Origin of the sequence: Cellulosimicrobium composti (genome assembly GCF_010287905.1) — a bacterium.
GTDB classification, from domain to species: Bacteria; Actinomycetota; Actinomycetes; order Actinomycetales; family Cellulomonadaceae; genus Cellulosimicrobium; species Cellulosimicrobium composti.
The window spans coordinates 79564-101978 of sequence record NZ_JAAFAN010000003.1 but is presented as its reverse complement, the minus strand read 5'-3'; the positions used below and the strand labels follow the sequence as shown (position 1 = coordinate 101978).

Below are 22415 nucleotides of genomic sequence, written 5' to 3'. Positions count from 1 at the left end.
CGCGTGTCAATCAAAAGTTGGCAGATCGTCGGCGTGGCGTCAGCGCGGCGCCGCGGGGGACGTCCGGGTCGCGACCTCGAGCAGCTCGAGGACGTGCACGTAGTCCTGGCCGGTCGCGCGCGTCATGCCCATCTCGCACGTGCGGTTGCTCGACACGTGCGCGTCGAACGCGCCGCCCGGGAGCGTGGCCGCGCGCGCCGAGACCTCGTCCGCCTCGGCGCGCGTCGCGCCCGCCGTGAGCTCGGGGTGCAGCATGCCGCGGTCGCCCGCGAACCCGCAGCACCCCCACGCGGCGGGCACGGTCGCGCGGTCCGCGACCGCCTCGGCCACGGCCCGCAGGTCGTCCACGGCGCCCAGGTGCACCGTCGCGCACGTGGGGTGCACGACGACGTCCCCGACCCTCGCGACGTCGACCCCCCGCGCCGCGAGCGCCGGCAGCACGTCGCTGCGCACGAACGTCACGGCGTCGACGACGCGCAGCCGGGCGAAGCGCTCGCGCGCCCGCTCGTCGCGCGGGTCCGTCCCGGTGAGGTGGCGCGCCGTCTCGGCGAGCCCGTGCGTGCAGCTCGACGCGTCGCTCACGACGGCCAGCGCGCCCTCGCGCGTGGCGACCCACAGCGCGTCCACGACCTTGCGGGCCATGGCCGCCGCGCCGTCGGGCAGGCCCTTGGACGACCACGGGGTGCCGCAGCACAGCCCGCCGATCCCGTCGGGAACCACGAGCCCGACGCCCGCACGCTCGCACAGCGCCCGGAGCGCCGCCTCGGCCCCGACCGGGCGGCTCGCGCCGTCGCCACCGCCCGCGCCCGCCGGGAGGCCGCCGTCCGCGGGTGCGAAGAGCTCGCCCGTGCACGACGCGAACAGCACCGCGCGCGCGGGGGTGGCGCCGCCGTCGGGCACGACGGCCGTGGTCCCGCGGCGCGGCCCCGGGCCGGGCAGGTCGGCGTCGACGCGCGGCACGACGTCCGCCCCGACGACCGAGCGCGCGACCTCGGACGCGACGCGGACGAGCGGCGTCGGGAGCGCCTCGACCACGCCGAGCGCGCCCCGCAGGCCCGTGACCACGGACCCCCAGTGCTCGGCGGCGGCCGCTCCCCCACGCTGCACGACGCGCGGCTGCGAGCGCGCGCGGTGGCCCTTCATGACGACGCCCGTGTCGATCCCCACGGGGCACGCCTGGACGCACAGCGAGTCCGCGGCGCACGTCTCGACGCCCTGGTAGGCGTACTGCCGCTCGAGCTCGCGCCGCTCGGCGGGTGGCGCGGCGGCCATCTCCTTGAGCAGCGCGATGCGCTGGCGCGGGGTCGTGGTGACCGTCCGCGACGGGCAGCCCGGCTCGCAGTACCCGCACTCGACGCACCGGTCGACGAGCGGCGCGTCGTCGCCGCCCGCGGACGACTCGACCTTGAGGTGCCGCAGGTGCTCGTGGTCGTCGTCGGTGATGAGGACGCCGGGGTTGAGCAGGCCCGCCGGGTCGAACAGGCGCTTGACCTCGCGCATGACGGCGTAGAGGTCGTCGCCGAACTGCCGCCGCACGAACGGCGCCATGATGCGGCCCGTGCCGTGCTCGGCCTTGAGCGTGCCGCCGTGGCCGAGCACGAGGTCCACGAGGTCGTCGCTGAACGCGGCGTACCGGTCGAGCTCGGCGCGGTCGCCGAGGCGCGGCGTGATCATGAAGTGCAGGTTGCCGTCCTTCGCGTGCCCGAACGTCACGGCGTCGCCGTAGCCCCGGCGCTCGAAGAGCGCGCCGAGGTCGCGCACGGTCGCGGTGAGGTCCGCGACGGGCACGGCCACGTCCTCGAGCAGCGCGGTGCTGCCCGGGGGCCGCGCGCCCGCGACGGCCGTGTACAGGCCCTTGCGCACGCGCCAGAGCCGCTCGCGCGTCGCGGCGTCGGTCGTCACGGTCGCGGGCACGGCGAGGGACCCGGCGAGCGAGCCGACGACGTCGCGCGCCGCCTCCTGGAAGGGCGCGAGACCGTCCGGGGTCGCGGCGCGGTACTCGACGAGGAGCGCGGTCTGGTGCTGGATGCCCGCCCCGGAGGCCAGCGACCGCATCGACGGGTCGGCGGCCGGGTCGGCCGCGGCGACGCGCAGCGAGGCCGCGTCGAGCAGCTCGATCGCCTCCGCGCCCGACGCGACGAGCGGCACGAGCGCGTCCGTCGCGTGCTCCAGCGAGTCGAGCACGAGGAGGGTCGTCGCGGCGTGCGCGAGCAGCGGCACCGTCCGGAACGTCACGTCCGCGACCCAGCCGAGCGTCCCCTCGCTGCCGACGATCAGGTGCTCGAGGATCTTCACCGGCTCGTCGTGGTCGACGAACGCGTTGACCGAGTAGCCCATCGTGTTCTTCATCGAGAACTGGCGCTCGACCTCCGCGCGCATCGCCGCGCTGCCCCGCACGCGGTCGCGCAGCTCCGCGAGCCCGCGGTGCAGCGCGGGCTCGGCCGCGCGCAGACGCGCGTCGGCGTCGGGCGCACCCGTGTCGACGACCGTCCCGCTCGCGAGCACGACCGTCATCGCCTCGACCGTCCGGTACGCCGTGCGCGCGGTGCCCGAGGACATGCCCGACGAGTTGTTCGCCACGACCCCGCCGATCGTGCACGCGATCTCGCTCGCCGGGTCGGGCCCGAGCCGGCGCCCGTGCCGCAGCAGGTGCGCGTTGACGAGCCGCAGCGTCGCGCCGGGCTCGCACCGGACGCGCTCGCCGCCGTCGAGCACCTCGACGCGCGTGAAGCGCGTGCGCGTGTCCACGAGCACCCCGCCGCCCGACGCCTGACCGGACAGGCTCGTGCCGCCCGAGCGGAACGTCACCGGCAGCCCGCGCCGCGTCGCCTCGCGCATCGCGGCGACGACGCCGTCGCGGTCGTGCGCGCGCACGACGACCTCCGGCCGCAGCAGGTAGTGCGACGCGTCGTGCGCCTGCGCGACGCGCGTCAGCAGGTCCGTGCGCAGCTCGAACCCGGCCGCGTGCTCCCGCACCCTCACGCGCGCGCCTTGCGGTCGTAGCCGAGGCGGTGCGGCTGCACGGCCTCGTACGTCGCGCGCAGGTTCGCCGTCGTGCGGTCGAACAGGCGCTGGGCGACGCGTACGAACAGGAAGTCGACGAGCGCGAGCTGCGCGATGCGGCTCGACAGCGCGCCGGACCGGAACTGGGTCTCGCGCGCCGTCGTCGTGAGCACCACGTCGGCGTGCGCGACGAGCGGGGACTCCGGGAAGTTCGTCACCGCGACGGTCGTGGCGCCGCGCTCGCGCGCGATCCGCAGGGCGTCGTTCGTCTCGACCGTGAGGCCGCTGTGCGAGACGCCGACGGCGACCGCGCCGGGGCCGAGCAGCGCGGCGGACTGGAGCTGGACGTGCGGGTCGGGCGACGCGAAGCACACGAGGCCGATGCGCTGGAGCTTCTGCGCGAGGTCCTGCGCCGTGAGCCCGCTCGACCCGACGCCGAACAGGTCGATGCGCGTCGCCTGCGCGACCGCCTCCGCGACCTGCTCCAGCGCGTCGAGGTCGAGCATGCGCGCCGTCTCCTCGATCGTGCGGGCCTCGTGGAACGCGATCTTCGTGACGACGTCCTGGAGCGTGTCCTCCGGGTCGATCTCGCCGTGCGCGACGTTCGCGCGCTCCTGCTCCACGGCGCGCCGGCTCGTCGCCTGCGCGAGGTCGATCCGGAACTCGGGGTAGCCCGCGTACCCGACCGCGCGGCAGAACCGGACGACCGTCGCCTGCGACGTCCCGACGAGCGTCGCGAGCTCGGTGATCGTCTTCCCGACGACGGCCGCCGGGTCGGCGAGCACGGCCTCGGCGATGCGCGCCTCGGCGGGTCGCAGGTTCGGCAGCGACTGACGGATGCGGACGAGACCGTCGGCGGCCATTCAGTCCTCCTCGGTGGGGTGCGGGTCGGCGGGCGCCGGGTCCGGCGCGCGGTCGGTCGGGTCGGACGGGTCGGTCGGGTCTGTCGGCGGGGCGTGCGGGGTGCCGAGCGTGAGCCACGGGGCGTGCCCGACGACGGCCCCCGGCTCGGTCGCGAGCCGCGCGGCGAGGTGCAGGGCGCCGTCGAGCGGCGTCCCGGCGGCGTCCACGAGCTCGACGTCGGGCCGCAGCACCGCGAGGCGCGCCCGGAACGCGCCCGTGAGCAGCGGCCCGATCGCGAGCACGCCGCCCGTCGCCGCGGCGAGCGGTGGGACGCCGTCGACCAGCGCGGCCGCGAGCGTCGTCGCGAGGTGCGTGCCCGCGCCGGCGAGGACCTGGCGGGCCACGGTGTCGCCGTCGTGCGCGGCCGCGGCGACGTCGGGCGTGAACGACGCGAGCACCTGGGCACGGTCGGCGCGCGTGTAGAGCCGGCCCGGCCACGCCGGGACGGGGCCGAAGCGCTCCGTCGCGGCGGCGAGCAGCGCCGTCGAGCCGCCGTTGTCCCGGCCGTCGTGCGCGGCGACCGCTGCGCGCAGCCCCTGCGCGCCGATCCACGAGCCCGAGCCGAGGTCGCCGAGCAGGTGCCCCCACCCGTCGACGCGGTGCCACACGTCGCGCAGGTCCGTGCCGAGCGCGATCGCACCCGTCCCGACCGCGACGACCGCCCCCGGCCGCCCGCCCAGCGCGCCGAGGTGCGCGGTGACCGCGTCGGCCGCGACCGCCGTCGGCGGCCCGCTGCCCGGCCGCACGTCGAGCACGGGGTCGCGCGGCGTCGAGGACGAGGTTGGTGTCGTCATGGGCCCCGTCACGGCACCGACCCCGTTCTCGGCGGTCGGGGGGAGGGCCGCGCGGAGGACGGCGTGGAGCTCGGCGGGGTCGCGGACGAGCGAGGCGAGGCCCGTGGCCCCGACGGCGGCCGCGGCGACGCCGTCGGCGTCGAGGGACGGGACGTGCGCGCGGAACCGGGCGAGGAGGTCGCGGACCACGTCGACCGCGTCGCTCCCCGCGGGACCGATGGCGACGGGTCGGCCGGTGAGGGTGACGTCGGGTGCGGCCACGGACGACGAGGGGGCCCCGGGGCGTCGTGCAGCGAGGCGGCTCCCCGAGCCGCCGACGTCGAGCCCGACGACCCACGCGCCGTCGGCCGTGCTCCTGCTCACGAGGGACAGTCTGGCACAAAGTTTCACGCTAGTGGTCAAGGGTGGAGATTCTTGCCAAGCGTCCGGTACCGTCCGGTTCGCCCCACGGTACGCCGCTCCGCGCGCGAGGGAACCTCGCCACGCCGCCGTGCGGCTACCCTCGCGGGGTGTCCCGACGACGACGGCCCGACCCCGTGACGATCGCCTTCACGCTCGACGAGGCGACGCCGGCGGACGACGCGCGACACGACGACGCGGCCGAGGGCGGCACACCGGACGCGCGCGCCGACGCCGACCCGGCGAGCACCGGCCCGGCGAGCACCGACCCCGCGGGACCCGCTGCCGGCCCGGCCCCCGCGGCGGCCCGGACGGCACGACGCCGCCGACGCGCCGCGGTCGGCGCGGTCCTCGCCGCGGTCCTCACGCTCGGCGGGATGGCGGCCGTGGACGCCGCCTCGTCGCGGTCGTCGACCGAGACGCAGCGCCGGTCCACCGGGGGCGTGGACGCGCTCGCGAGCGCGCCGGTCGAGGTCTGGTCGGCCCCCGGCCCGCAGGCGGGCGCCCTCGCGACGCTGCCCGGCCTCCTCGTCGTCGTGCGCGACGACGAGGCCGTCGCCCACGACCTCGACACCGGCACCGTCCGGTGGGCCGTGCCCCTGCCGCCCACGTCCCGCTGCGGCGGCGAGCTCGAGCTCGCGCTGACGGCCCCGGTGCCGGACGAGACGCTCGTGTGCGTGACCGACGACGTCCCCTCGCCGCTCGCGAGCCGGACGCTGCTCACGACGACGCCCGGCGAGGCGGTCGACACGACAGCCGCCTCGCCGGCCCCGCAGGTCACCGTGCTCGACGCCGACGGCACCGCCACGACCCGCACGCTGGACGCGGCACGCGGCTGGTCGGCACCCGGGCCGGACGGCACGGTCGCCCGCTTCCGCCGCGTCGGCGGCACGCCCGCCGCGCCCGTGCCCACCGACCCCACGACGGGCCAGCCCACCGACGTGTCGGCGGGGCGCGCCGTCGTCGTCACGCTGGAGGACGCCCGGACCGGGACCGTCCGCTGGGAGCACGAGCTGCCCTTCGTCGCCGGGGAGGGCGACTGCCGCCCGTACTCCCCCACCGAGGACACCACCTATGCCGACCTCGACAGCGGGACGGTCAGCCGCTCCGCCGGGCTCGTGGCCGTGCGGGGCTGCGGCGTCGACGCGAGGTTCACCCCCGAGGGCACGCGGGTCGACGACCCGGAGGCTCCCGCGGACGCGGTCGGGCGACTCCCGGACGACGCGCTCCTGCGCGTGGACGCCCGCGAGTCGGCAGGGGCGGACGGCACGGGTGCCGCAGCCGTGCTCGAGCCGGACGGCGCCCTCCGGTGGGAGCCGCCGGGCGAGGTGCTCGTCCCGATCGCGACGGACGGGACCGCGCGGGACCTCGTGCTCACGCGGCAGGTCACGGACCTCGTCGCGCACGACGCGGCCGGGCGCACGCGCTGGGAGACCGGGGAGGTGAACTCCCCCGAGATCGCGTACGTCGTCGCGGACGGCGTCGCGGTCGTCCTCCAGGGCATGGGCTCGGTCCTCGTCGGGGTCGACGTGGAGACCGGGCGCACCCTGTGGACCCGCGCGATCGACGAGCTGGTCGACGACGGCGCGGGGCCCACCGTGGCCCCCGGGATGCTGCACGTCGGGCAGGCGTTCACGGACGGCGCCCGCGCGCTCCTCGCCGTCTCGGCGTGGGAGGACGACGAGCACAGCACGACGCGGCTCGTCGCGCTCGACCTCCGGGACGGCGCGGTCGCGTGGAGCACCGACACGGCGACCAGCACGCGGTACGCCGCGGTGCAGGGCCGCCTGCTGCAGCTCCGCCTGGGTGACGACCCGACGGTGACCCGCCTGGGCTGAGGCACACCGCCCCGGACGCTCAGCGCGCGAGCCACTCCTTGCGCTCGGCGGGCGGGAGCTTCTCGACCGCGGCGCGCAGCACGTCGCGCGACATGGTCGTGACGTGCTCCTCGAGGAACGCGCGCAGCCGGTCGGGCTCCACGTCGCCCGCGTGGCGCAGCATCCAGCCGACGCCCTTCTGCACGTAGGGCTCCGGGTCGTCGACGAGCGCCTCGGACAGCCGGAACGTGTCGTCCACCTGCCCGCGCCGCAGGAACGCGGCGGTCGCGACGATCGCCGAGCGGCGCCGGGGCCAGTCGGGGGCGCGCGCGAGGTCGTCGAGGACGTCGCGCGGCCGGTCGAGCAGCCACGAGCCGAGCACCTGGTACGCGGTGAGGTCCACGAGGTCCCACGTGTCGATGCGGTCGTGGCGGCGCAGGAAGAGCTGGACGAGCTCGGCGTGCCGCTCGACCGTCACGCGGCGGGCGGTGGCCGCCTTGCCCATGATCGAGCACCCGCCCGCGCGCACCTCGTGCACGCGGTCCTCGAGCAGGAGCTCGATCTGGTCGACCGGCATGTCCAGCGCGCTCCTCGCGAGCGTGAACACGTCGCCCATGCGGACGCCCGCGAGCGAGTCGTCGCCCGGGAAGTGCCGCGTGTAGGCGCGACGCTGGGCCGCTGTCGCGCGCGCGAGCAGGTCGGCGCGGAAGTCGGTCGCCGTCGTGTACGGCGGCATCGTCCTTCTCCTCTCGTGCGGGCGCCCGGCCCGCGGTTCGGCGTGTCGGCGGTGCGGTCGGCGCGCGACCGCGCCGCTCAGCGCGGTGCCATGCGGATCGCGCCGTCGAGGCGGACGACCTCGCCGTTGAGCATCGGGTTCTCCACGATCGCGCGCACGAGGTGCGCGTACTCCTCCGGCCGACCGAGGCGGCTGGGGTGCGGCACCTGGGCGCCCAGCGACTCCTGCGCCGCCTCGGGCAGCGACGACATCATGGGCGTGCGGAAGATCCCCGGCGCGATCGTCATGACGCGGATGCGGTGCTGCGCGAGGTCGCGCGCGAGCGGCAGCGTCAGCCCCGCGACGCCGGCCTTCGACGCCGCGTACGCGGCCTGCCCGACCTGCCCGTCGAACGCCGCGACGGACGCGGTCTGCACGACGACGCCGCGCTCCTCGCCGTCCGGGTCCGGCCCGTCGGGGCCGAGGGGGTCGAGCGCGAGCATGCGCTCGGCCGCGAGCCGCACCACGTTGAACGTGCCCACGAGGTTGACGTCGACGACGCGGCGGAACGCGTCGAGCGCGTGGAGCCCCGACTTCCCGATCACGCGCTGCGCGAGCACGATCCCGGCGCAGCTCACGACGACGCGCGCACCGCCCAGGTCGTCCGCCGCGTCGAGCGCGCGGGCGACGTCGTCCTCGTCCGTCACGTCGGTGGGGACGAACCGCGCCGCGTCGCCCAGCGCACCGGCCACCGCCGCGCCGTCCGACGACGCGAGGTCCGCGAGGACCACCCGCGCCCCCGCCGCGACCAGAGCCTCCGCCGTCGCGCGCCCGAGGCCCGAGGCCCCACCGGTCACCAGGGCCGTCGTGCCCTCGATCCGCATCTCTCGCCCTCCGTCAGCCACGCGAGCGTCGTCGCCCGCCCCGCTGACCGTACCCAGGTGGAGCCGCTGGTCGCGAGGCCGGCCCACCGTCGGCCCTGCTCCGGACCGCGCCGAGGCCCGTCCCCGCCCACCCGTCAGTGCGTGGGCATCTCCAGGCACCCGCCGTCGGCGATCGGGCCGCCCGCGTCGAGCGTGACCGCATCAGGCGTGACCGCCCCGTACACGCACCCGCCGGGGACCGCGACGCCCACGCCGACGGTCGTCGCGGGGTCGCCGAGCGGCGTCGTGGGCCCGGTGACCTGCACGTCCTCGAAGCCCGCGTCCGCGAGCGCCGCGACGACCTCCGCGCCGTCGACGGCGGACCCGTCGGCGACCGGGTCGAGCGCTGCCTGCACCGCCGGGACGGAGCGCGCCGCCTCGGCGTCGCTCTCGGGGGTGCCGGAGCGCTGCCGGTACGCCTCGTCGGACGCGTCGAGACCGGTCTCCCGCCCGACGGCGGTCGACTCCTCGGTCGGTTCCGCCGCCGTCGTGCCGGGGTCGGCGGGGTCGTACGCGTCCGCCCACCCCTGCACGCCGACCGCCACGACCGCGACGTACCCGACGACGCCCACGCACGCGAAGATGGCGATGCCGACGACGACGCCGACCACGGCGCGCGTCACGCGCGAGGTCTCGGCGCCCGGGGTGTCGGGGTCCGGGGACGTCATGCCCCGAGTCTGGACCGGGGCGCCGCGGGTGACCAGCGCTATTCCCCCCGGGCCCCGCTGTCGCGGGTCGCCGCCCGGACGCCGTCGAGCCACCGGTCGAACTCCTCGGCGAGCTCCTGCTGCGACATGCGCAGCGCCTCGGCCGGGCTCGTCGCCTCCCGGCCGGCGACGTACAGCCGACGCACCATGTCGGTCTTCGGGGTCCACGGGCGCATCGGGCGTCCCTTCTCTCGTCCTGCGGGAAGCGCGCACATACTCCAGCACGTCGTCGCGTCGCTCGCCCGCGCTCGCGGGCCAGCGGGTCGCCGTCGGACGGACGTCACACCCGCGGTGCGAGGATGGACGCCGGCGCGCACGCGCCGGTCACCCGCGGCGAGGAGACCCCATGAGCCTGTACGACATCCCGTTCGACGCGATGGACGGGACGACGCACACGCTGCGCGAGCACGCGGACGAGGTCGTGCTCGTGGTGAACGTGGCGTCGCGGTGCGGGCTCGCGCCGCAGTACGCCACGCTCGAGGCGATGCAGGAGAAGTACCGCGACCGCGGGTTCACCGTGATCGGGTTCCCGAGCAACCAGTTCCTCCAGGAGCTCGGCAGCAACGAGGCGATCCAGGAGTTCTGCTCGCTCACCTACGGCGTGACGTTCCCCGTGGTCGACCGCGTACGCGTCAACGGGCGCCACGCCCACCCGCTATACCAGGAGCTGACGAGGACCCCGGACGCCGACGGCAAGGCGGGGCGGGTGTCGTGGAACTTCGAGAAGTTCGTCGTCCTGCCCGGCGGCGAGGTGCACCGCTTCCGGCCCCGCACGCTGCCCGACGACCCGGCGATCATCGACCTCGTCGAGGCCCACCTGCCCCGCTGACCCGGTACTCACGGCACGACGAGCGCGGGGTGCCGCGCGTCGTCGACCCGCACGACGACGTCCGCCGTCTCGCCGGGCCGGACCTCGTCGTCGTAGCGCGCGTACGCCGCGAGGGTCCACGCGTCCTCGGGCGTCGTGCGGCGCGCGAGCGTCGCGGCGCGCACCGCGAGGTGCGCCGTGAGGTCCACGGCGAGACCGCGGCCGAGCGAGAGCGACCCGTCGAGCACGACGACGAGGCCCGGCTCCGCGTCGACGTACGCGGCGCGCGTGGAGCGGCTCGTCGCGGGGTCGCGCAGGCTCGGCAGGTAGCGGCCCGGGCCGCCGGGACCGACGGCGTCGAGCACCTCCCGGTTGAGGCCCGCCACGTCGATCCACGCGTCGAGGAGCGCGTCCGGGTCCTCGCGGCCGTGCTCGAGCCGCAGCGACGCGGGGCGCCAGAAGTCCTGGACCCGCACGCGCGCGACGGGGCGACCCGCGGCGCGCAGCGGGGCGACGAGCCGGTCGGCGAGCGCGTCGGGGTGCGTGGACGGGTGCCCGTCGACGAGGAGCCGGGTCGCGCCGCCCGGTGCCCCGTCGCTCGGCGGGTGGCGCAGGACGCGCGCGACCAACCGGTCCACGAGGACGTCCTCGGTCACGGGTTCCACGCGCACCGCGCCAGGATGCCACGGCGCCGGACGCCCCCTGCCCGAGCGTGCCGCCGGCGCGATCTCACCCGCGGCGGGTAGGGCTCGGCGCGCCGCCGTCCGCTACACCGGAATGCGGCACGTCCGAATGACCGGGAGGGACCGTGGCCGGCTCAGGCACGATCGGCGGGACGACGCGGGGAGCGGGAGCGCTGCCTCCGCCCTGATCCCCCGCACCCGGCGGGCGCCTGCCCCGCCGACGACGAGGGCGCGACGACGCGCCCTCCCGCGCTCGAGCGTCGTCCGGGCCGCGGCCCGATGCCCAGCACACGGCCGGTACCGCCGCGACGGCACGGACCCTCGAAAAGACCTGGCTCCCCGGACGCCGGAGCGCGCACGCTGTCGTGGACCCCGGCGAACCCTGTCACCGCGCCGGGGCACGGAAAGGCTGGCGGAGATGACTGCTGTGGCCACACCTGGGCACGCGCCAACGACGCGGAGGCGCGACGAGCGCCCCGCCGACCGGGAGGACGGGGTCCTCGTGCGCCTCGCCGCCCACGACGACCCCTACGGGGACCCGCTCTAGCGGTACGTCGAGCCTCCCGGCTTGGTGGCGCGGACGATCGCGCCGTGCATGGCGTCCACGACCTCGTGGGTGAAGGTGACCTCGGCGTCGACGAACCCGGCGGCCGCGAGGCCGTCGAGGTACTCGGACCGCGAGAGCGCGCCGGCGACGCAGCCGACGTGGCTGCCGCGCTCGGCGCGCTCGGCCGGGGTGAGGTGGTCCTCCGCGACGACGTCGGAGACGCCGACGCGCCCGCCCGGGGCCAGGACCCGGAACATCTCGGCTAGCACGGCCTCCTTGTCCGTGGAGAGGTTGACGACGCAGTTCGAGATGACGACGTCGACGCTCGCGTCGTCGAGCGGCAGGTCCTCGATGGTGCCCTTGCGGAACTCGACGTTGGTCGCGCCCGCCTCGTCGGCGTTGCGCCGCGCGAGGTCGAGCATCTCGTCGGTCATGTCGACGCCGTAGGCGAACCCGGTCGGGCCCACGCGGCGGGCGGAGAGCAGGACGTCGATCCCGCCGCCGGAGCCGAGGTCGAGCACGCGCTCGCCCTCGCGCAGCTCGGCGACGGCGGTCGGGTTGCCGCACCCCATGCTCGCCAGCACCGCGGTCTGCGGCAGGTCCGTGACCTGCCGCGCGTCGTACAGGCCGGACCCGAACACCGGCACCTGCGGGGCGGGACCGCAGCACGACGACGAGGTCGCGCAGCACCCGTCCTCCGCCGGTGCCCCTGCCGCGGCGACCCCCGCCGCCTCGGCGTACCTCGCCCGGACCTGCTCGCGCACCTCGTGGTCGACGGCCATGACGGAACCCCTCTCGTATAGACGAACTTCGATACGAGAACCGTGGAGCACGCATCGACGGTTGTCAATACGTGTGGGACGATGGGGCCATGACCACCCTTCTGCCCATCGCCGCGACGAGCGACGGGTGCTGCGCCCCGGCCGACGGCGGCGGGCTGACCGTCGAGGCGGCGCGGGACGTCGCCGCCACGTTCAAGGCGCTGGGCGACCCCGCGCGCGTGCGCCTGCTGTCGATCATCGCCGCGCGACCCGACGGCGAGGCGTGCGTGTGCGACCTCACCGACCCGCTCGGCCTGTCCCAGCCGACGGTGTCGCACCACATGACCACGCTCGCCCGCGCCGGCCTCGTCACGCGCGAGCAGCGCGGCAGGTGGGCCTACTTCGCGATCGCCCCCGGGGCACGAGACCTCGTGACGGGCGCCGTGCGCGCGGTGCTCGCCGACGAGCCGGCGGCCGTCCGGTGACCGACGCGACGCCGCGACCGAGCGTGCTGTTCGTGTGCGTGCACAACGCCGGCCGCTCCCAGATGGCCGCCGGGTTCCTTCGCGAGCTCGGCGGCGGTGCGGTCGAGGTCCGCTCGGCCGGGTCGATGCCCGGCGACCGGATCAACCCCGTCGCGGTCGAGGCGATGCGCGAGGTCGGGATCGACATCGCCGACCAGCAGCCCCGGGTGCTCGCTCCCGCGGCGGTGGAGGCGTCCGACGTCGTCGTCACCATGGGGTGCGGCGACGCGTGCCCGTACTACCCCGGCACGCGCTACGAGGACTGGGAGCTCGACGACCCCGCCGGACGGGACCTCGACGCCGTCCGGACCATCCGCGACGAGATCCACGCCCGCGTGGTCGCCCTCCTGGAGTCCCTGGGCGTCGCGCCCGCGGACGTCGGAGGGTCGGAGGCGAGCGGCGGCCCGGTGGAGGGCCGCGCCGGCTGATCCCCCCACGAGCACGGCCCCGTGGCCGTCGGGCTCGCCCGCCCCGGAGGACCCTCAGTCGGGCCGCCCGCCGCGCTCTCGGCGTCGCGCGACGCCCCGGGCCTGCCCCTCGTGGATGTCGCTCACCCACTCCCAGCCGGGCCGGGCCGACGGGCCGACCCGCGGGTCGTCGGGCGTGGTCCCGTCGCGCAGGGCGTGCACGTAGGCGCGGTCCAGGTCGATCCGGCCACGGACCTGGTCGGCCCCGCAGACGGACCCGTGGCCCGGGACGAGGACGGTGACGTCGCCTGACAGGTCGTCGAGCACCCCGAGGCCCACGAGGTACTCCTCGACCGGGTCGTCGGCCTTCTCCAGGTCGTCGAGCATGGGGACGAAGAGGTCGGAGAGCATGTCGCCGGCGGCGAGGACGCCGCACCCCTCGACGAGCAGGGCGGCATGGCCGGGCGAGTGCGCCGGGTGCTCGACGACGCGCACGTCCGGGCCGTCCCACGGGACCCGCGCGCTCCCGGCGGGCAGGGCGGTCACGAGGCCGAACCCGTCCAGCGGTGTCTCGTCGGCGATCTCCGGCGGCAGGGCCTCGACGACGCGCTCCCTCCAGCCCGGCTGCGACCGCAGGTCGCGCATCGCGGCCGCGCAGCGGGCCGTCCCGTACCGGGGGACGTCCCCCAGCACGGGGTGCCACAGCACGTGGTCCCAGTCCGGGTGCGTCGAGAAGCCCGCCACGACCGGCCGGCCGAGCTCGCGCAGGTCGTCGGCGAGGCAGGTCATCTCGGAGACCGTCAGCCCCGGGTCCACGAGCAGGACGCCGGTCCGCCCCTCGACGACGACCGTGTTGTTCTGCAGCAGCTCGCTCTGATGGACCAGGACCCCCGGCGCCACCTGTGTCAGCATCGGTGCCTCCTCCCGCTCGTCCGACCTGATGTCCGACCGTGGTGCGGGGCAGGACTCATCGCCGGGCGCAGAACCTCGCCACGCACGGGAGAGGCAGGGCGACCGTGACCGTCCGGCCCGTCCACGACGGTCCACGCCGCCGCGTCGCGACGCTCAGCGCGCGGGCCACGCTCCGCGCAGGGGCGCCAGCCCTTCCTCGACGTAGGCCGCGATGGGCCGCGTGCCGCCGTCGGAGTACCAGCTCTCGAGTGCCGCGAAGTAGCCGAACACGACCGCGTGCGCGGCGACCGCCGCCTGGACGGGGCTCATGGCGCCCCGCGCGGCCAGGAGCGGCGCGACGCGCTGCGCGGCCCGGTCGAGGGTCGCGAGGGCTGCCGCGCGCACGGACGGCTCGAGGAAGAAGTACCGCACGCGGCGCCACGGGCTGCGCTCGGCGAGCGGCGCGTCGTCCGGCCCGGCGCCGCCTGCCGCCTCGTACGCACGGACCACCCCGAGCATGCTGCCCACGGGGTCGGTGGGGTCGACGAGCTCCTCCAGCTGGGCGGGAGTCATGCTGTCGAACTCGTCGGCGACGAGCAGCCCCTCCTTGGTGCCGAAGTAGCGGTAGACGGACGACGGCGAGACCTCGGCGGCCGCCGCGATCTCCTCGATCGTCACCGCGGCGAACCCGCGCTCGTCGAAGAGGTCGAGCGCACGTTCCTGGATCGTCGTCATGGCGGTGCGACGCCACTGCTCACGGAGGCCTGGCATACGCCCGACCCTACCGCTCCTGACAGTCACTGTCAGAAAGGGGTTGACTCGCGCGCTCGTCTGCGTACAGTCCCGTGCTATGAGACAGTCACTTTCAGAAACGATCGACCGTCGCACCGCCGCCCTCGCCTGGGCCGGGCTCGCGCTCACCGTCCTCGCGGCGGCGTACCCGGTCGTCGACCGCGCGACCACCGGCCTGCTCGCGGACCACGTCCGTGCCGGCTACCCCGCGTACGGGACCGCGGAGGTGGACGCCGCGGTCACCGCGTACGTCGCGATCCTGGCCGTCGTCGGCGTCCTCGGGGTGGTCGGCTGGCTCCTGACGCTGCGTGCGGCACGCACCGACGCCCGCTGGGGCCGCTGGCTCGCGGCCGGGCTCCTCGTCGCGGGAGCAGGGGTCGCGCTCGCCGGGCTCACGGTCGTCGACACGTCCGGGGACGTCGGCCTCGCGCCCGCGCTCGCCTGGCTCCTCGTGCTCCCGTGCCTGCCCGGCCTCGCCGTCGTCGCCCTCCTGTGGAGGCGACCGTCGTGACGCCGGCCCGCCGCGGCCCGGCCCGGGTCCCCGCCGCGCTCGGCGCGCTCAAGCGCGCGCTGTACCGCGACGGGCGGCCCGGGCGGGTCGCCCGCCTGTGGAACCGCGTCGACGCCGCCCTGTACGCCGCAGGCGTCGGGGTCCCTCGCCAGGCGGCGACGCTCGAGGTCGTGGGCCGGGTCTCCGGCCGCCCCGTCACCACGCCCGTCGCCGTCGCGGACGTCGACGGCGTCGACCACCTCGTCTCGATGCTCGGCCCGCGCGCGGGCTGGGTCCGCAACGTCGAGGCGTCCGGCGGCCGGGCCGTGCTGCACCGACGCGGCCGCGCGACCCCCGTGCGCCTGGAGCCCGTCCCCGTCGCCGCACGACCTCCCGTGCTCCGCCGCTACGCGGCCGTCGCGCCCGGTGCGCGCCCGCACCTCGGCGTCGGGAAGTCGCCCACGCCCGCCGAGCTGGCGCGCATCGCGCCCGACCACCCCGTGTTCCGCGTCGTGCCGGACCCGGAAAAGGGGCCCACCACCGGCGTCGCGCGTGGCAGGGTGGGCCGATGACGACGGTCAGGCAGGTCCAGGTCACGTTCGACTGCGCGCAGCCCGAGCGCGTCGCCCGGTTCTGGTGCGAGGTGCTGGGCTACGTCCCGCCCTCGCCGCCCGAGGGGTTCGCCACGTGGGACGACGCGAACGCCGCGCTGCCGCCCGAGCAGCGGGACGCGTGGTTCGCGTGCAGCGACCCCACGGGCGTCGGCCCGCGGCTGTTCTTCCAGCGCGTCCCCGAGGGCAAGGTCGTGAAGAACCGCGTGCACCTCGACGTCCGGGTGGGCACGGGCCTCGCGGGTGCCGAGCGCCTCGCGGCGCTCGAGGCGGAGCGCGACCGGCTCCTGGCGCTCGGCGCGACGTGCGTGCGCGTCATGCTCGCCGACGAGGAGAACGAGTCGTGCATCGTCATGCAGGACGTCGAGGGCAACGAGTTCTGCCTCGACTGACCGTCGCCACGCCACGGTCAGCCCTCGACGACGACACCCCGCCGCGGCTCAGCGCATGAAGGGCTCGAAGATCGCGGCCACCGCCGCCGCGGCTCGCTCGGAGTCCTTCTCCGCGATCGCCTCGACCAGCTCGTGGTGGCGGCGGTGCGCCGCGGCCTCGTCGCCGGTCTCGTCGTCGCGCATGTGGACCGCGAACACGTCGAGCATGCTCGAGTAGAGCGTCACGTACAGCGGGTTGTGCGTCGCCACGACGATCGCGCGGTGCAGGTCGAGGTCGGCGGCGGCGCGCGCGTCGAGGTCGCCGGTCGGCCACGTCGCCTCCCGCCGGTCGCGCAGGTCCCGGAGCGCGGTGACGTCGTCGTCCGACCGGCTCGCGGCGGCCAACGACGCCGCGGTGCTGTCGAGGGCGAGGCGCAGCTCGAGGTAGTGCCGACGGCTGCCGCCGGCGAGCTGGCGCTCGAGCGTGCCCGTGAGCTCGGAGCGGGAGATGACGAACGTGCCGCGCCCCTGCTCGCGGCGCAGCAGGCCGGCGTGCACGAGCGACTGGAGCGCCTCACGGACGGTGTTGCGCCCGATGCCGAACTCCGCGACGAGCGCGGGCTCGGTCGGGATGCGCTCGCCGACCGGCCAGCGCCCGGACACCACCTCCTCGCGGAAGCGCGCCGCCGCCTGGTCGATGAGCCCTACTCGACGCATGGGCTGCCGTGTGACAGACTCCTCGCGATTCATCCCATGATCCCATGATCGGCCGACCGGACATCGGAGTCTAGCGTGGCGACCCTCACCCCCTCGCGCACCCCCGCACGGCGCGGTCACCAGCTCGCGTGGGCCGGGCTCGCGGTCGCCCTCACGGCGCTCAACCTGCGCACGGCCGTCACCGGCTTCACCCCGCTCCTGGAGACCATCGGGGCCGACCTCGGGTACGGGGTGACGGTCGCGGGCCTGCTCGGCACCGTGCCCGCGGTGTCGTTCGGCGCGTTCGGGTTCCTCGCCCCGCTCGTCACGCGACGGTTCGGCCTCGAGCGCACCGCCGCCGTCGCGCTCGGCCTGACCGCGCTCTCGCTCGTGCTGCGCGCGCTCTCCCCCACCACGACGGCGCTCGTCGCGTCGACCGTGGTCGCGCTCGCCGGGATCGGGGCGGCGAACGTCGTCATCGTGCCCCTGGTCAAGGCGTGGTTCCCCGACCGGATCGCCCTGTGGACGTCGCTCTACCTGATCCTCATGCAGACGGGCCAGTTCGTCGCCCCGCTCCTGGCGGTGCCCGTCGCCGACGCGACGACCTGGCGGGTCTCGGTCGGGGTCTGGGCACTGCCCGCCGCGGTGGCGGCCGCCGTCTGGCTCGTGCTGGCCGCCCGGCTGCGCGCCGACCACCACGCCCCCGCGACCCCGACCGCCGCCGTCGCGCGCCTGCGGGTCGGCCGGTCGTCCACGGCGTGGGGTCTCGTGGTCCTGTTCGCGGCGATCTCGCTGTCCAACTACGGGATCATCACGTGGGTCCCCGCCGTGCTCACCGACGCCGGGGGCAGCACGGCCCTGGGCGGCACGATGGTCGCGCTCTACTCGGCCTGGGGCATGGCGGCCGCCCTCGTCGTGCCGCACCTGGCCACCCGCCTGCGGAACCCGTTCGTCGTGGTGGTCGTGTGCGCGGTCGTCCTCGTCGCCGGCTACGTGGGGCTGCTCGTGTCCCCGCTCGGCGGGACGGTGCTGTGGATGTGCGCGCTCGGCGTCGGGGTGAGCACCTTCCCGCTCTGCATGACCCTCATCAACCGGCGGACCAGGACGCCGCAGTCCGCGTCCGCCGTGTCGGGCTTCGTCCAGGGGATCGGCTACGGGCTCGCGTGCCTCGGCCCGATCGGCCTGGGCCTGCTGCGCGAGGCGACCGGCTCGTGGACGGTCCCGCTCCTCGCGCTCGCCGCCACCGCCGTCCCGGGAGTGATCGGCGGCTGGTTCGCGTGCCGCCCCCGCTTCGTGGAGGACGCCGCGCCACCGGCGCCCGAGCCCCGCACCGCCACCCCATGATCCCGTGGGGCCCCGTGCGCCTGCCCCGTGCCCCCTGACCCCGTGACGCCGCAGCACCTGCCGACGCAACGCCGTCGAACACGAGCTTCCTCGCCGCCGAGAACGGGGTTGGTGTCGTTATCGGGCGGATAACGACACCAACCCCATGTTCGGCGGGATGCCTAGGTGAGCACGACGGCGGCGACGCCCGCCGCGACGGCCAGCGGCGCGAGGACGAGGCCCTGGCGCACCACGTGCCAGGGCGGCGGCGGCCCGTGCTCGAACGCGTGCCGGCGGTACTGCTGCCACCACAGCACGGTCGCGAGCGACGCCCACGGCGTGACGAGCGGCCCGGCGTCCACGGCGACGAGGAGCGTCGCGAGCCGGTCGACGCTCTCGCCCGCGGCGGGGAGCAGCGCGAGGAACGCGGGCAGGTTGTTGACGAGGTTCGCCGCGACGACGCCGGTCGCGGCGAGTCGCGCGAGGTCGCCGGGCCCGTCGCCGGTGCCCGCGACGGCCGCGAGGAGGTCGCCGAGACCGTGCGCGTGCCACGTCTCGACGAGCACGAAGAGCGCGGCGACGACGATCGCCGACCGCCACGGCAGCATGTCCCGAACCGGCACGAGAGGCCGCACGCGGCGCCACCACGTCGCGAGGCCGAGCACCGCGGCGCCGGCGAGCGCGGTCGGCGCGACCGGGAGCTCGACCGCGAACGCGACGGCGAGCAGCGCCACGACGGCCGCGGTGACGACCAGCAGGACCCGGTCGGGCGGCGTCGGTCCGGTGCCGGTGAGCACGAAGCGCCCGCGCAGGTGGCGCCCGTGCAGCGCGAGGAGCACGACGACCGTCACGCCGAGGACCGCGAGCGCCGGCGCCCCCATCGCCCCGACGTACCCGGCGCCGAACCGGTGCGCGGCGAGCAGGTTGGTGAGGTTCGAGACGGGCAGGAGCAGCGAGGCCGTGTTGGCGAGCGCGAGGACGGTGAGCGCCAGGGGCAGGGGCCGCGTGCCCGTGCGCCGCGCGAGGGCGAGCACGACGGGCGTCACGAGCACCGCCGTCGTGTCGAGCGAGAGCACGACGGTGCTCGCGGTCGCGAGGACGACGACGAGCGCCCACAGCGCGATCCGCCGCCCCCGGGCGAGGCGCGCCGCGCGCTCCGCGACGGCGTCGAACAGGCCCGCCCCGGCGCACAGCTCGGCGACCACGGTGATGGCCAGGAGGAACACGAGCACCGGGCCGGTGCGGGCGAGCAGGTCGCGCGCGTCGGCGGCGGGGAGCAGTCCCGTCGCGGGGAGCGCGACGACGACGACCGCGGCGACGAGCCACGGCGGCACCCGGCGACGGGCGCCGGGCGCGCTCACGCCGCGCCGCCGCGCGGGACGGCGAGGCGAGCGGGGTGGAGACCTCGCGCGTCGGGACGGCGGGGGCGGAGCGGGATCACGTCGTGATCGTAGGGCGCCGGCGACGTCGTGACGGCCGCCCCGCGCACGCGCCGAGCGGGACCGCGTCCGGGTGCCGGGGGACGGTCAGCGGTCCCGGAGGGCGCGTTCGGGCGCGAGGTCCTGCGTGCCGAGCACGCGCGTCAGGGCGAGGCGGTCGGCGTCGACCGTGCCGGGCTCCGCGGTGTAGACCATGACGCGCAGGTCGTCGCCCTCGACGACCAGGGTGTCGCAGTCGAGCGTGATGCGGCCGACGTCGGGGTGCTCGATCTCCTTGCGGCGCGGCTGCTCGCCGCCGGGGTGGAGCCCGACGGTGTCCCACAGCCCGGCGAACCGGTCGCTCCGGGCGGCGAGGGCGCGCGCGATCCGCCGGGGCCGCGGGTCGGCGGGGTACCGCGCGGCGGTCAGGCGCAGGTCGGCGACGAGGCGGGCCTCGAGGTCGGCACGCTCCTGCGGGGTCGAGACGGCGCGCGTACCCGGGCCGACGAGGTGGCGCCACAGGGCGTTGCGCTCGATCCCGCGCCAGGTGGTCGTCGCCCCCATGAGCGCGTCGTAGGAGGCGTTCGCGACGAGCAGCGTCCACGTCGCGTCCCAGACCGCGACGGGCGTGTGGTCGAGCCGGTCGAGGAGCCGTTGCACGCTCGGCGTGATCCGCGCGGGCACGAGGTGGCCGCCCGGGGCGGCGTGGCCCGCGAGCCGGAACAGGAGCTCGCGCTCGCCGTCGGTCAGCCGGAGCGCGCGGGCGAGGGCCTCGACCACCTGGACGGACGGCGCCGTCGACCGGCCCTGCTCGAGCCGCGTCAGGTAGTCGACCGAGATGCCCGCGAGCCCCGCGAGCTCCTCCCGGCGCAGCCCTGCCGCGCGACGGTGCGGGCCGCGCGGCAGCCCGACGGCCTCCGGAGCGACGCGGTCGCGCCACTGCCGTACCGCCCGGCCCAGGTCCCACTCGTCCACCCGGCCAGTGTGCGCCGCCCGCGGGGCTCGTGTCGTGGTACTGCCGGTCCTACGACGGACGGACGACTTCATCACGGCCGGAGGGCGCGCGAGCCTCGTGGCATGACCACGACACTCATCACCGGAGCGAACAAGGGTCTCGGCAAGGAGACCGCCCGCCGCCTCGTCGCCGCGGGCCACACCGTCTACGTGGGCGCGCGGGACGAGGCGCGCGGCCGCGCGGCCGCCGACGAGGTCGGCGGGCGCTTCGTCCTGCTCGACGTGACCGACCAGGCCTCGGTCGACGCGGCGGTCCGCCGGATCGAGGCGGACGGCGGGCTCGACGTGCTCGTGAACAACGCCGGCGTGGAGGGCCGCCTGCCGGACAACGGCATCGTGCCCGCGGAGGACACCACGGCGGACGTCGTGCGCGAGGTCTTCGAGACGAACGTGCTCGGCGTCGTGCGCGTCACGCACGCGTTCCTGCCGCTGCTGCGGCGGTCCGCGGCGCCCGTGGTCGTCAACGTGTCGAGCGGCCTCGCGTCGCTGACGTGGCTGAGCGACCCGGAGAGCCACACGCACTTCTACCCCGGCGTCGCGTACCCGGCCTCGAAGGCGGCGGTCAACGTCGTCACGATCCAGCTCGCCAAGGCGTTCCCCGCGATGCGGGTCAACGCGGTCGAGCCCGGCTACACCCGGACCGACCTCAACGGCCGCACCGGCACCCAGACGGTCGAGGAGGGCGCGGAGATCATCGTCCGCATGGCGCAGGTCGGTCCCGACGGCCCGACCGGCACCTTCACCTCGGTGCACGGCCCGCTGCCCTGGTAGGGGCGGTCGGGCCGGGCCGCGGCGGTCAGGGCGTCGCGGGGGCGAGGGCCGTCGGGGCGGCGTCCGCCGCACGCTCGCGCAGGCGGGCGCGATAGCGCAGCGGGGACTCGCCCACGACCCGTTTGAACGCGGTGCTGAACGCACTCTCCGAGCCGTAGCCGAGCCGCTGCGCGAGCTCACCCACGCGTGCGTCGTCCTCGCGCAGCGCCCGCCGGGCGAGGAGCATGCGCCACTGCGTGAGGTACGCGAGGGGAGGCATCCCCGCGACGTCCCGGAACCGCTCCGCGAACGAGGTGCGGGACATCGCGACCGCACGGGACAGCTCGTCGAGCCGCCACGCCCGCGCCGGCTCGGCGTGCATCCGGTCGAGCGCCGGGCGCAGCCGGTCGTCGGTGAGCAGGCGCAGGAGGCCCGCGGAGAGGTCGGGCCGCCCGGCGTAGGCCCGCAGGAGCCCGAGCAGCAGGAGCCGCGCGTGCTGGCGGATCGCGAACGCCGCGCCCGGCCGCGCCCCGCCGGCCTCGTCGAGCAGCCGGAGCAGCGTCTCGCGCAGCCCGTACGCGTCGGCGTCGTGCGCACGGACCACCGCGACGGGCGGGAACGACCCCGTGAGGAGGGTCCGGCCCGCCTCGTTGAGGCGGACGCACCCGCCGAGCAGCACGTCGTCGCCCGGGGCGCGGGTCGTGAACGGGGGCGACGCGAAGTCCGACTCGGGGCCCACCTCGGTGCGCGGCTCCTCGCCGGTCTCGAGCTCGACCCAGGACCGGCCCACGAGGATCGCGACGTCGCCCGGGGCGAGCGCGACCGGTGCCTCGACGCCGTCGGTGCGCAGGGTCGCCGCGCCGTCGAGGAGCGCGAAGAACTTGATCGGGTCGCTGATCCGGCCCCGCGACCGCCAGGCGCCGCGCGCGACGACGCCGCCGGTCAGGAGGCTGTCGACCTCGACGAGGTCGCACAGCTCGGTGAGGTGGTCGATGGTGCTCTCCGTACTCTCGCTCAAGAAATGCGGTCCGTCACGTATTCAGCGTACGGCCTCGGGGCGTGAGGCTG

24 protein-coding genes are annotated in these 22415 nt (G+C 76.3%); 9 read left to right on the top strand and 15 right to left on the bottom strand.

Translation table 11 applies throughout. The annotated features are described in order from the left end of the window. Nucleotides 1-39: 39 nt before the first annotated feature. Genes GYH36_RS01570 through GYH36_RS01560 form a run of 3 tightly spaced genes read right to left on the bottom strand, consistent with a single transcriptional unit; the run spans nt 40 to nt 5063 of the window. On the bottom strand, nt 40-2982 hold the full coding sequence (locus GYH36_RS01570) for an FAD-binding and (Fe-S)-binding domain-containing protein (RefSeq protein ID WP_312028457.1): 2943 nt from the start codon (nt 2980-2982) through the stop codon (nt 40-42). Next, nucleotides 2979-3866, bottom strand: coding sequence for a MurR/RpiR family transcriptional regulator (locus tag GYH36_RS01565; RefSeq protein WP_024840959.1), 888 nt, complete (start codon nt 3864-3866; stop codon nt 2979-2981). Before GYH36_RS01565 ends, GYH36_RS01570 begins: the two co-directional genes overlap by 4 nt. Then, nucleotides 3867-5063, bottom strand: coding sequence for an N-acetylglucosamine kinase (locus tag GYH36_RS01560; protein WP_312028456.1), 1197 nt, complete (start codon nt 5061-5063; stop codon nt 3867-3869). It lies immediately after the preceding gene. Nucleotides 5064-5209: 146 nt separating this feature from the next. Between GYH36_RS01560 and GYH36_RS01555 the strand changes: the two genes are divergently transcribed. After that, on the top strand, nt 5210-6937 hold the full coding sequence (locus GYH36_RS01555; protein ID WP_162288908.1) for an outer membrane protein assembly factor BamB family protein: 1728 nt from the start codon (nt 5210-5212) through the stop codon (nt 6935-6937). Between the two features lie 19 nt (nt 6938-6956). Here GYH36_RS01555 and GYH36_RS01550 read toward each other — a convergent pair whose 3' ends face one another. The 4 genes from GYH36_RS01550 to GYH36_RS01535 form a co-directional block, all read right to left on the bottom strand. Next, entirely contained in the window at nt 6957-7652 is a 696-nt protein-coding gene (locus tag GYH36_RS01550; RefSeq protein WP_024840956.1) for a DNA alkylation repair protein, read from the bottom strand. 77 nt (nt 7653-7729) lie between these two features. Further along, nucleotides 7730-8515, bottom strand: a complete 786-nt coding sequence (locus GYH36_RS01545; protein WP_024840955.1) for a 3-hydroxyacyl-CoA dehydrogenase — start codon at nt 8513-8515, stop codon at nt 7730-7732. 134 nt (nt 8516-8649) lie between these two features. Next, a complete protein-coding gene (locus GYH36_RS01540; protein ID WP_024840954.1) occupies nt 8650-9222 on the bottom strand; it encodes a DUF6993 domain-containing protein in 573 nt (190 codons plus the stop codon). Between the two features lie 38 nt (nt 9223-9260). Next, nucleotides 9261-9437, bottom strand: a complete 177-nt coding sequence (locus tag GYH36_RS01535; RefSeq protein ID WP_155858603.1) for a hypothetical protein — start codon at nt 9435-9437, stop codon at nt 9261-9263. 170 nt (nt 9438-9607) lie between these two features. On the opposite strand from GYH36_RS01535, the gene GYH36_RS01530 reads away from it, so the two are divergent. After that, the gene (locus GYH36_RS01530; protein WP_162288907.1) at nt 9608-10090 is read left to right on the top strand and encodes a glutathione peroxidase; all 483 of its coding nucleotides are present in this window, start codon (nt 9608-9610) and stop codon (nt 10088-10090) included. Between the two features lie 8 nt (nt 10091-10098). Here the strand turns inward: GYH36_RS01530 and GYH36_RS01525 are convergent, their stop codons facing one another. After that, on the bottom strand, nt 10099-10740 hold the full coding sequence (locus GYH36_RS01525) for a nucleoside/nucleotide kinase family protein (RefSeq protein ID WP_162288906.1): 642 nt from the start codon (nt 10738-10740) through the stop codon (nt 10099-10101). 555 nt (nt 10741-11295) lie between these two features. Continuing rightward, nucleotides 11296-12081 (bottom strand): arsenite methyltransferase, encoded by a 786-nt coding sequence (gene arsM, locus GYH36_RS01520; protein WP_162288905.1) that lies wholly within the window; start codon nt 12079-12081, stop codon nt 11296-11298. An 89-nt stretch (nt 12082-12170) separates the two neighbouring features. Here arsM and GYH36_RS01515 point away from each other — a divergent pair, with 89 nt between their 5' ends. Then, complete coding sequence (locus GYH36_RS01515; protein ID WP_024840950.1) at nt 12171-12545, top strand: ArsR/SmtB family transcription factor; 375 nt, start codon at nt 12171-12173, stop codon at nt 12543-12545. After that, entirely contained in the window at nt 12542-13012 is a 471-nt protein-coding gene (locus GYH36_RS01510) for an arsenate reductase ArsC (protein ID WP_024840949.1), read from the top strand. The genes GYH36_RS01515 and GYH36_RS01510 overlap by 4 nt, the downstream gene beginning before the upstream one ends. Before the next feature lie 54 nt (nt 13013-13066). On the opposite strand, the gene GYH36_RS01505 is transcribed toward GYH36_RS01510, so the two are convergent. Together GYH36_RS01505 and GYH36_RS01500 are read right to left on the bottom strand one after the other, a co-directional pair. Beyond that, nucleotides 13067-13903: an MBL fold metallo-hydrolase gene (locus tag GYH36_RS01505; protein WP_162288904.1), complete on the bottom strand. Its 837-nt coding sequence runs from the start codon at nt 13901-13903 to the stop codon at nt 13067-13069. A 153-nt stretch (nt 13904-14056) separates the two neighbouring features. Continuing rightward, on the bottom strand, nt 14057-14653 hold the full coding sequence (locus GYH36_RS01500) for a TetR/AcrR family transcriptional regulator (RefSeq protein WP_162288903.1): 597 nt from the start codon (nt 14651-14653) through the stop codon (nt 14057-14059). A 79-nt stretch (nt 14654-14732) separates the two neighbouring features. Between GYH36_RS01500 and GYH36_RS01495 the strand changes: the two genes are divergently transcribed. From GYH36_RS01495 to GYH36_RS01485, 3 genes are read left to right on the top strand one after another with little or no spacing between them, the layout of a single operon-like run. After that, the gene (locus GYH36_RS01495) at nt 14733-15185 is read left to right on the top strand and encodes a hypothetical protein (RefSeq protein ID WP_024840946.1); all 453 of its coding nucleotides are present in this window, start codon (nt 14733-14735) and stop codon (nt 15183-15185) included. Beyond that, nucleotides 15182-15736, top strand: a complete 555-nt coding sequence (locus GYH36_RS01490) for a nitroreductase/quinone reductase family protein (RefSeq protein WP_051471714.1) — start codon at nt 15182-15184, stop codon at nt 15734-15736. The genes GYH36_RS01495 and GYH36_RS01490 overlap by 4 nt, the downstream gene beginning before the upstream one ends. Then, complete coding sequence (locus tag GYH36_RS01485) at nt 15733-16167, top strand: VOC family protein (protein WP_024840944.1); 435 nt, start codon at nt 15733-15735, stop codon at nt 16165-16167. The genes GYH36_RS01490 and GYH36_RS01485 overlap by 4 nt, the downstream gene beginning before the upstream one ends. A gap of 48 nt (nt 16168-16215) precedes the next feature. Here GYH36_RS01485 and GYH36_RS01480 read toward each other — a convergent pair whose 3' ends face one another. After that, entirely contained in the window at nt 16216-16863 is a 648-nt protein-coding gene (locus tag GYH36_RS01480; protein ID WP_024840943.1) for a FadR/GntR family transcriptional regulator, read from the bottom strand. Between the two features lie 75 nt (nt 16864-16938). Between GYH36_RS01480 and GYH36_RS01475 the strand changes: the two genes are divergently transcribed. Then, nucleotides 16939-18186 carry an MFS transporter gene (locus GYH36_RS01475; RefSeq protein ID WP_162288902.1) on the top strand — a complete coding sequence of 416 codons (1248 nt, stop codon included), beginning with the start codon at nt 16939-16941 and terminating at the stop codon, nt 18184-18186. Between the two features lie 161 nt (nt 18187-18347). On the opposite strand, the gene GYH36_RS01470 is transcribed toward GYH36_RS01475, so the two are convergent. Continuing rightward, a complete protein-coding gene (locus GYH36_RS01470) occupies nt 18348-19526 on the bottom strand; it encodes an SLC13 family permease (protein WP_051471700.1) in 1179 nt (392 codons plus the stop codon). 165 nt (nt 19527-19691) lie between these two features. Next, complete coding sequence (locus GYH36_RS01465; RefSeq protein WP_024840940.1) at nt 19692-20558, bottom strand: helix-turn-helix transcriptional regulator; 867 nt, start codon at nt 20556-20558, stop codon at nt 19692-19694. Between the two features lie 102 nt (nt 20559-20660). On the opposite strand from GYH36_RS01465, the gene GYH36_RS01460 reads away from it, so the two are divergent. Beyond that, a complete protein-coding gene (locus tag GYH36_RS01460; protein WP_162288901.1) occupies nt 20661-21368 on the top strand; it encodes an SDR family NAD(P)-dependent oxidoreductase in 708 nt (235 codons plus the stop codon). 25 nt (nt 21369-21393) lie between these two features. Here GYH36_RS01460 and GYH36_RS01455 read toward each other — a convergent pair whose 3' ends face one another. Then, nucleotides 21394-22365 carry an AraC family transcriptional regulator gene (locus GYH36_RS01455; RefSeq protein ID WP_203231472.1) on the bottom strand — a complete coding sequence of 324 codons (972 nt, stop codon included), beginning with the start codon at nt 22363-22365 and terminating at the stop codon, nt 21394-21396. Between the last annotated feature and the right edge of the window lie 50 nt (nt 22366-22415).

Coding starts and splice junctions, on each gene's coding strand:
- arsM (WP_162288905.1), bottom strand. CDS start 12,081: ATGGCCGTCGACCACGAGGTGCGCGAGCAGGTCCGGGCGAGGTACGCC.
- GYH36_RS01535 (WP_155858603.1), bottom strand. CDS start 9,437: ATGCGCCCGTGGACCCCGAAGACCGACATGGTGCGTCGGCTGTACGTC.
- GYH36_RS01460 (WP_162288901.1), top strand. CDS start 20,661: ATGACCACGACACTCATCACCGGAGCGAACAAGGGTCTCGGCAAGGAG.
- GYH36_RS01565 (WP_024840959.1), bottom strand. CDS start 3,866: ATGGCCGCCGACGGTCTCGTCCGCATCCGTCAGTCGCTGCCGAACCTG.
- GYH36_RS01505 (WP_162288904.1), bottom strand. CDS start 13,903: ATGCTGACACAGGTGGCGCCGGGGGTCCTGGTCCATCAGAGCGAGCTG.
- GYH36_RS01540 (WP_024840954.1), bottom strand. CDS start 9,222: ATGACGTCCCCGGACCCCGACACCCCGGGCGCCGAGACCTCGCGCGTG.
- GYH36_RS01515 (WP_024840950.1), top strand. CDS start 12,171: ATGACCACCCTTCTGCCCATCGCCGCGACGAGCGACGGGTGCTGCGCC.
- GYH36_RS01480 (WP_024840943.1), bottom strand. CDS start 16,863: ATGCGTCGAGTAGGGCTCATCGACCAGGCGGCGGCGCGCTTCCGCGAG.
- GYH36_RS01550 (WP_024840956.1), bottom strand. CDS start 7,652: ATGCCGCCGTACACGACGGCGACCGACTTCCGCGCCGACCTGCTCGCG.
- GYH36_RS01530 (WP_162288907.1), top strand. CDS start 9,608: ATGAGCCTGTACGACATCCCGTTCGACGCGATGGACGGGACGACGCAC.
- GYH36_RS01485 (WP_024840944.1), top strand. CDS start 15,733: ATGACGACGGTCAGGCAGGTCCAGGTCACGTTCGACTGCGCGCAGCCC.
- GYH36_RS01545 (WP_024840955.1), bottom strand. CDS start 8,515: ATGCGGATCGAGGGCACGACGGCCCTGGTGACCGGTGGGGCCTCGGGC.
- GYH36_RS01500 (WP_162288903.1), bottom strand. CDS start 14,653: ATGCCAGGCCTCCGTGAGCAGTGGCGTCGCACCGCCATGACGACGATC.
- GYH36_RS01495 (WP_024840946.1), top strand. CDS start 14,733: ATGAGACAGTCACTTTCAGAAACGATCGACCGTCGCACCGCCGCCCTC.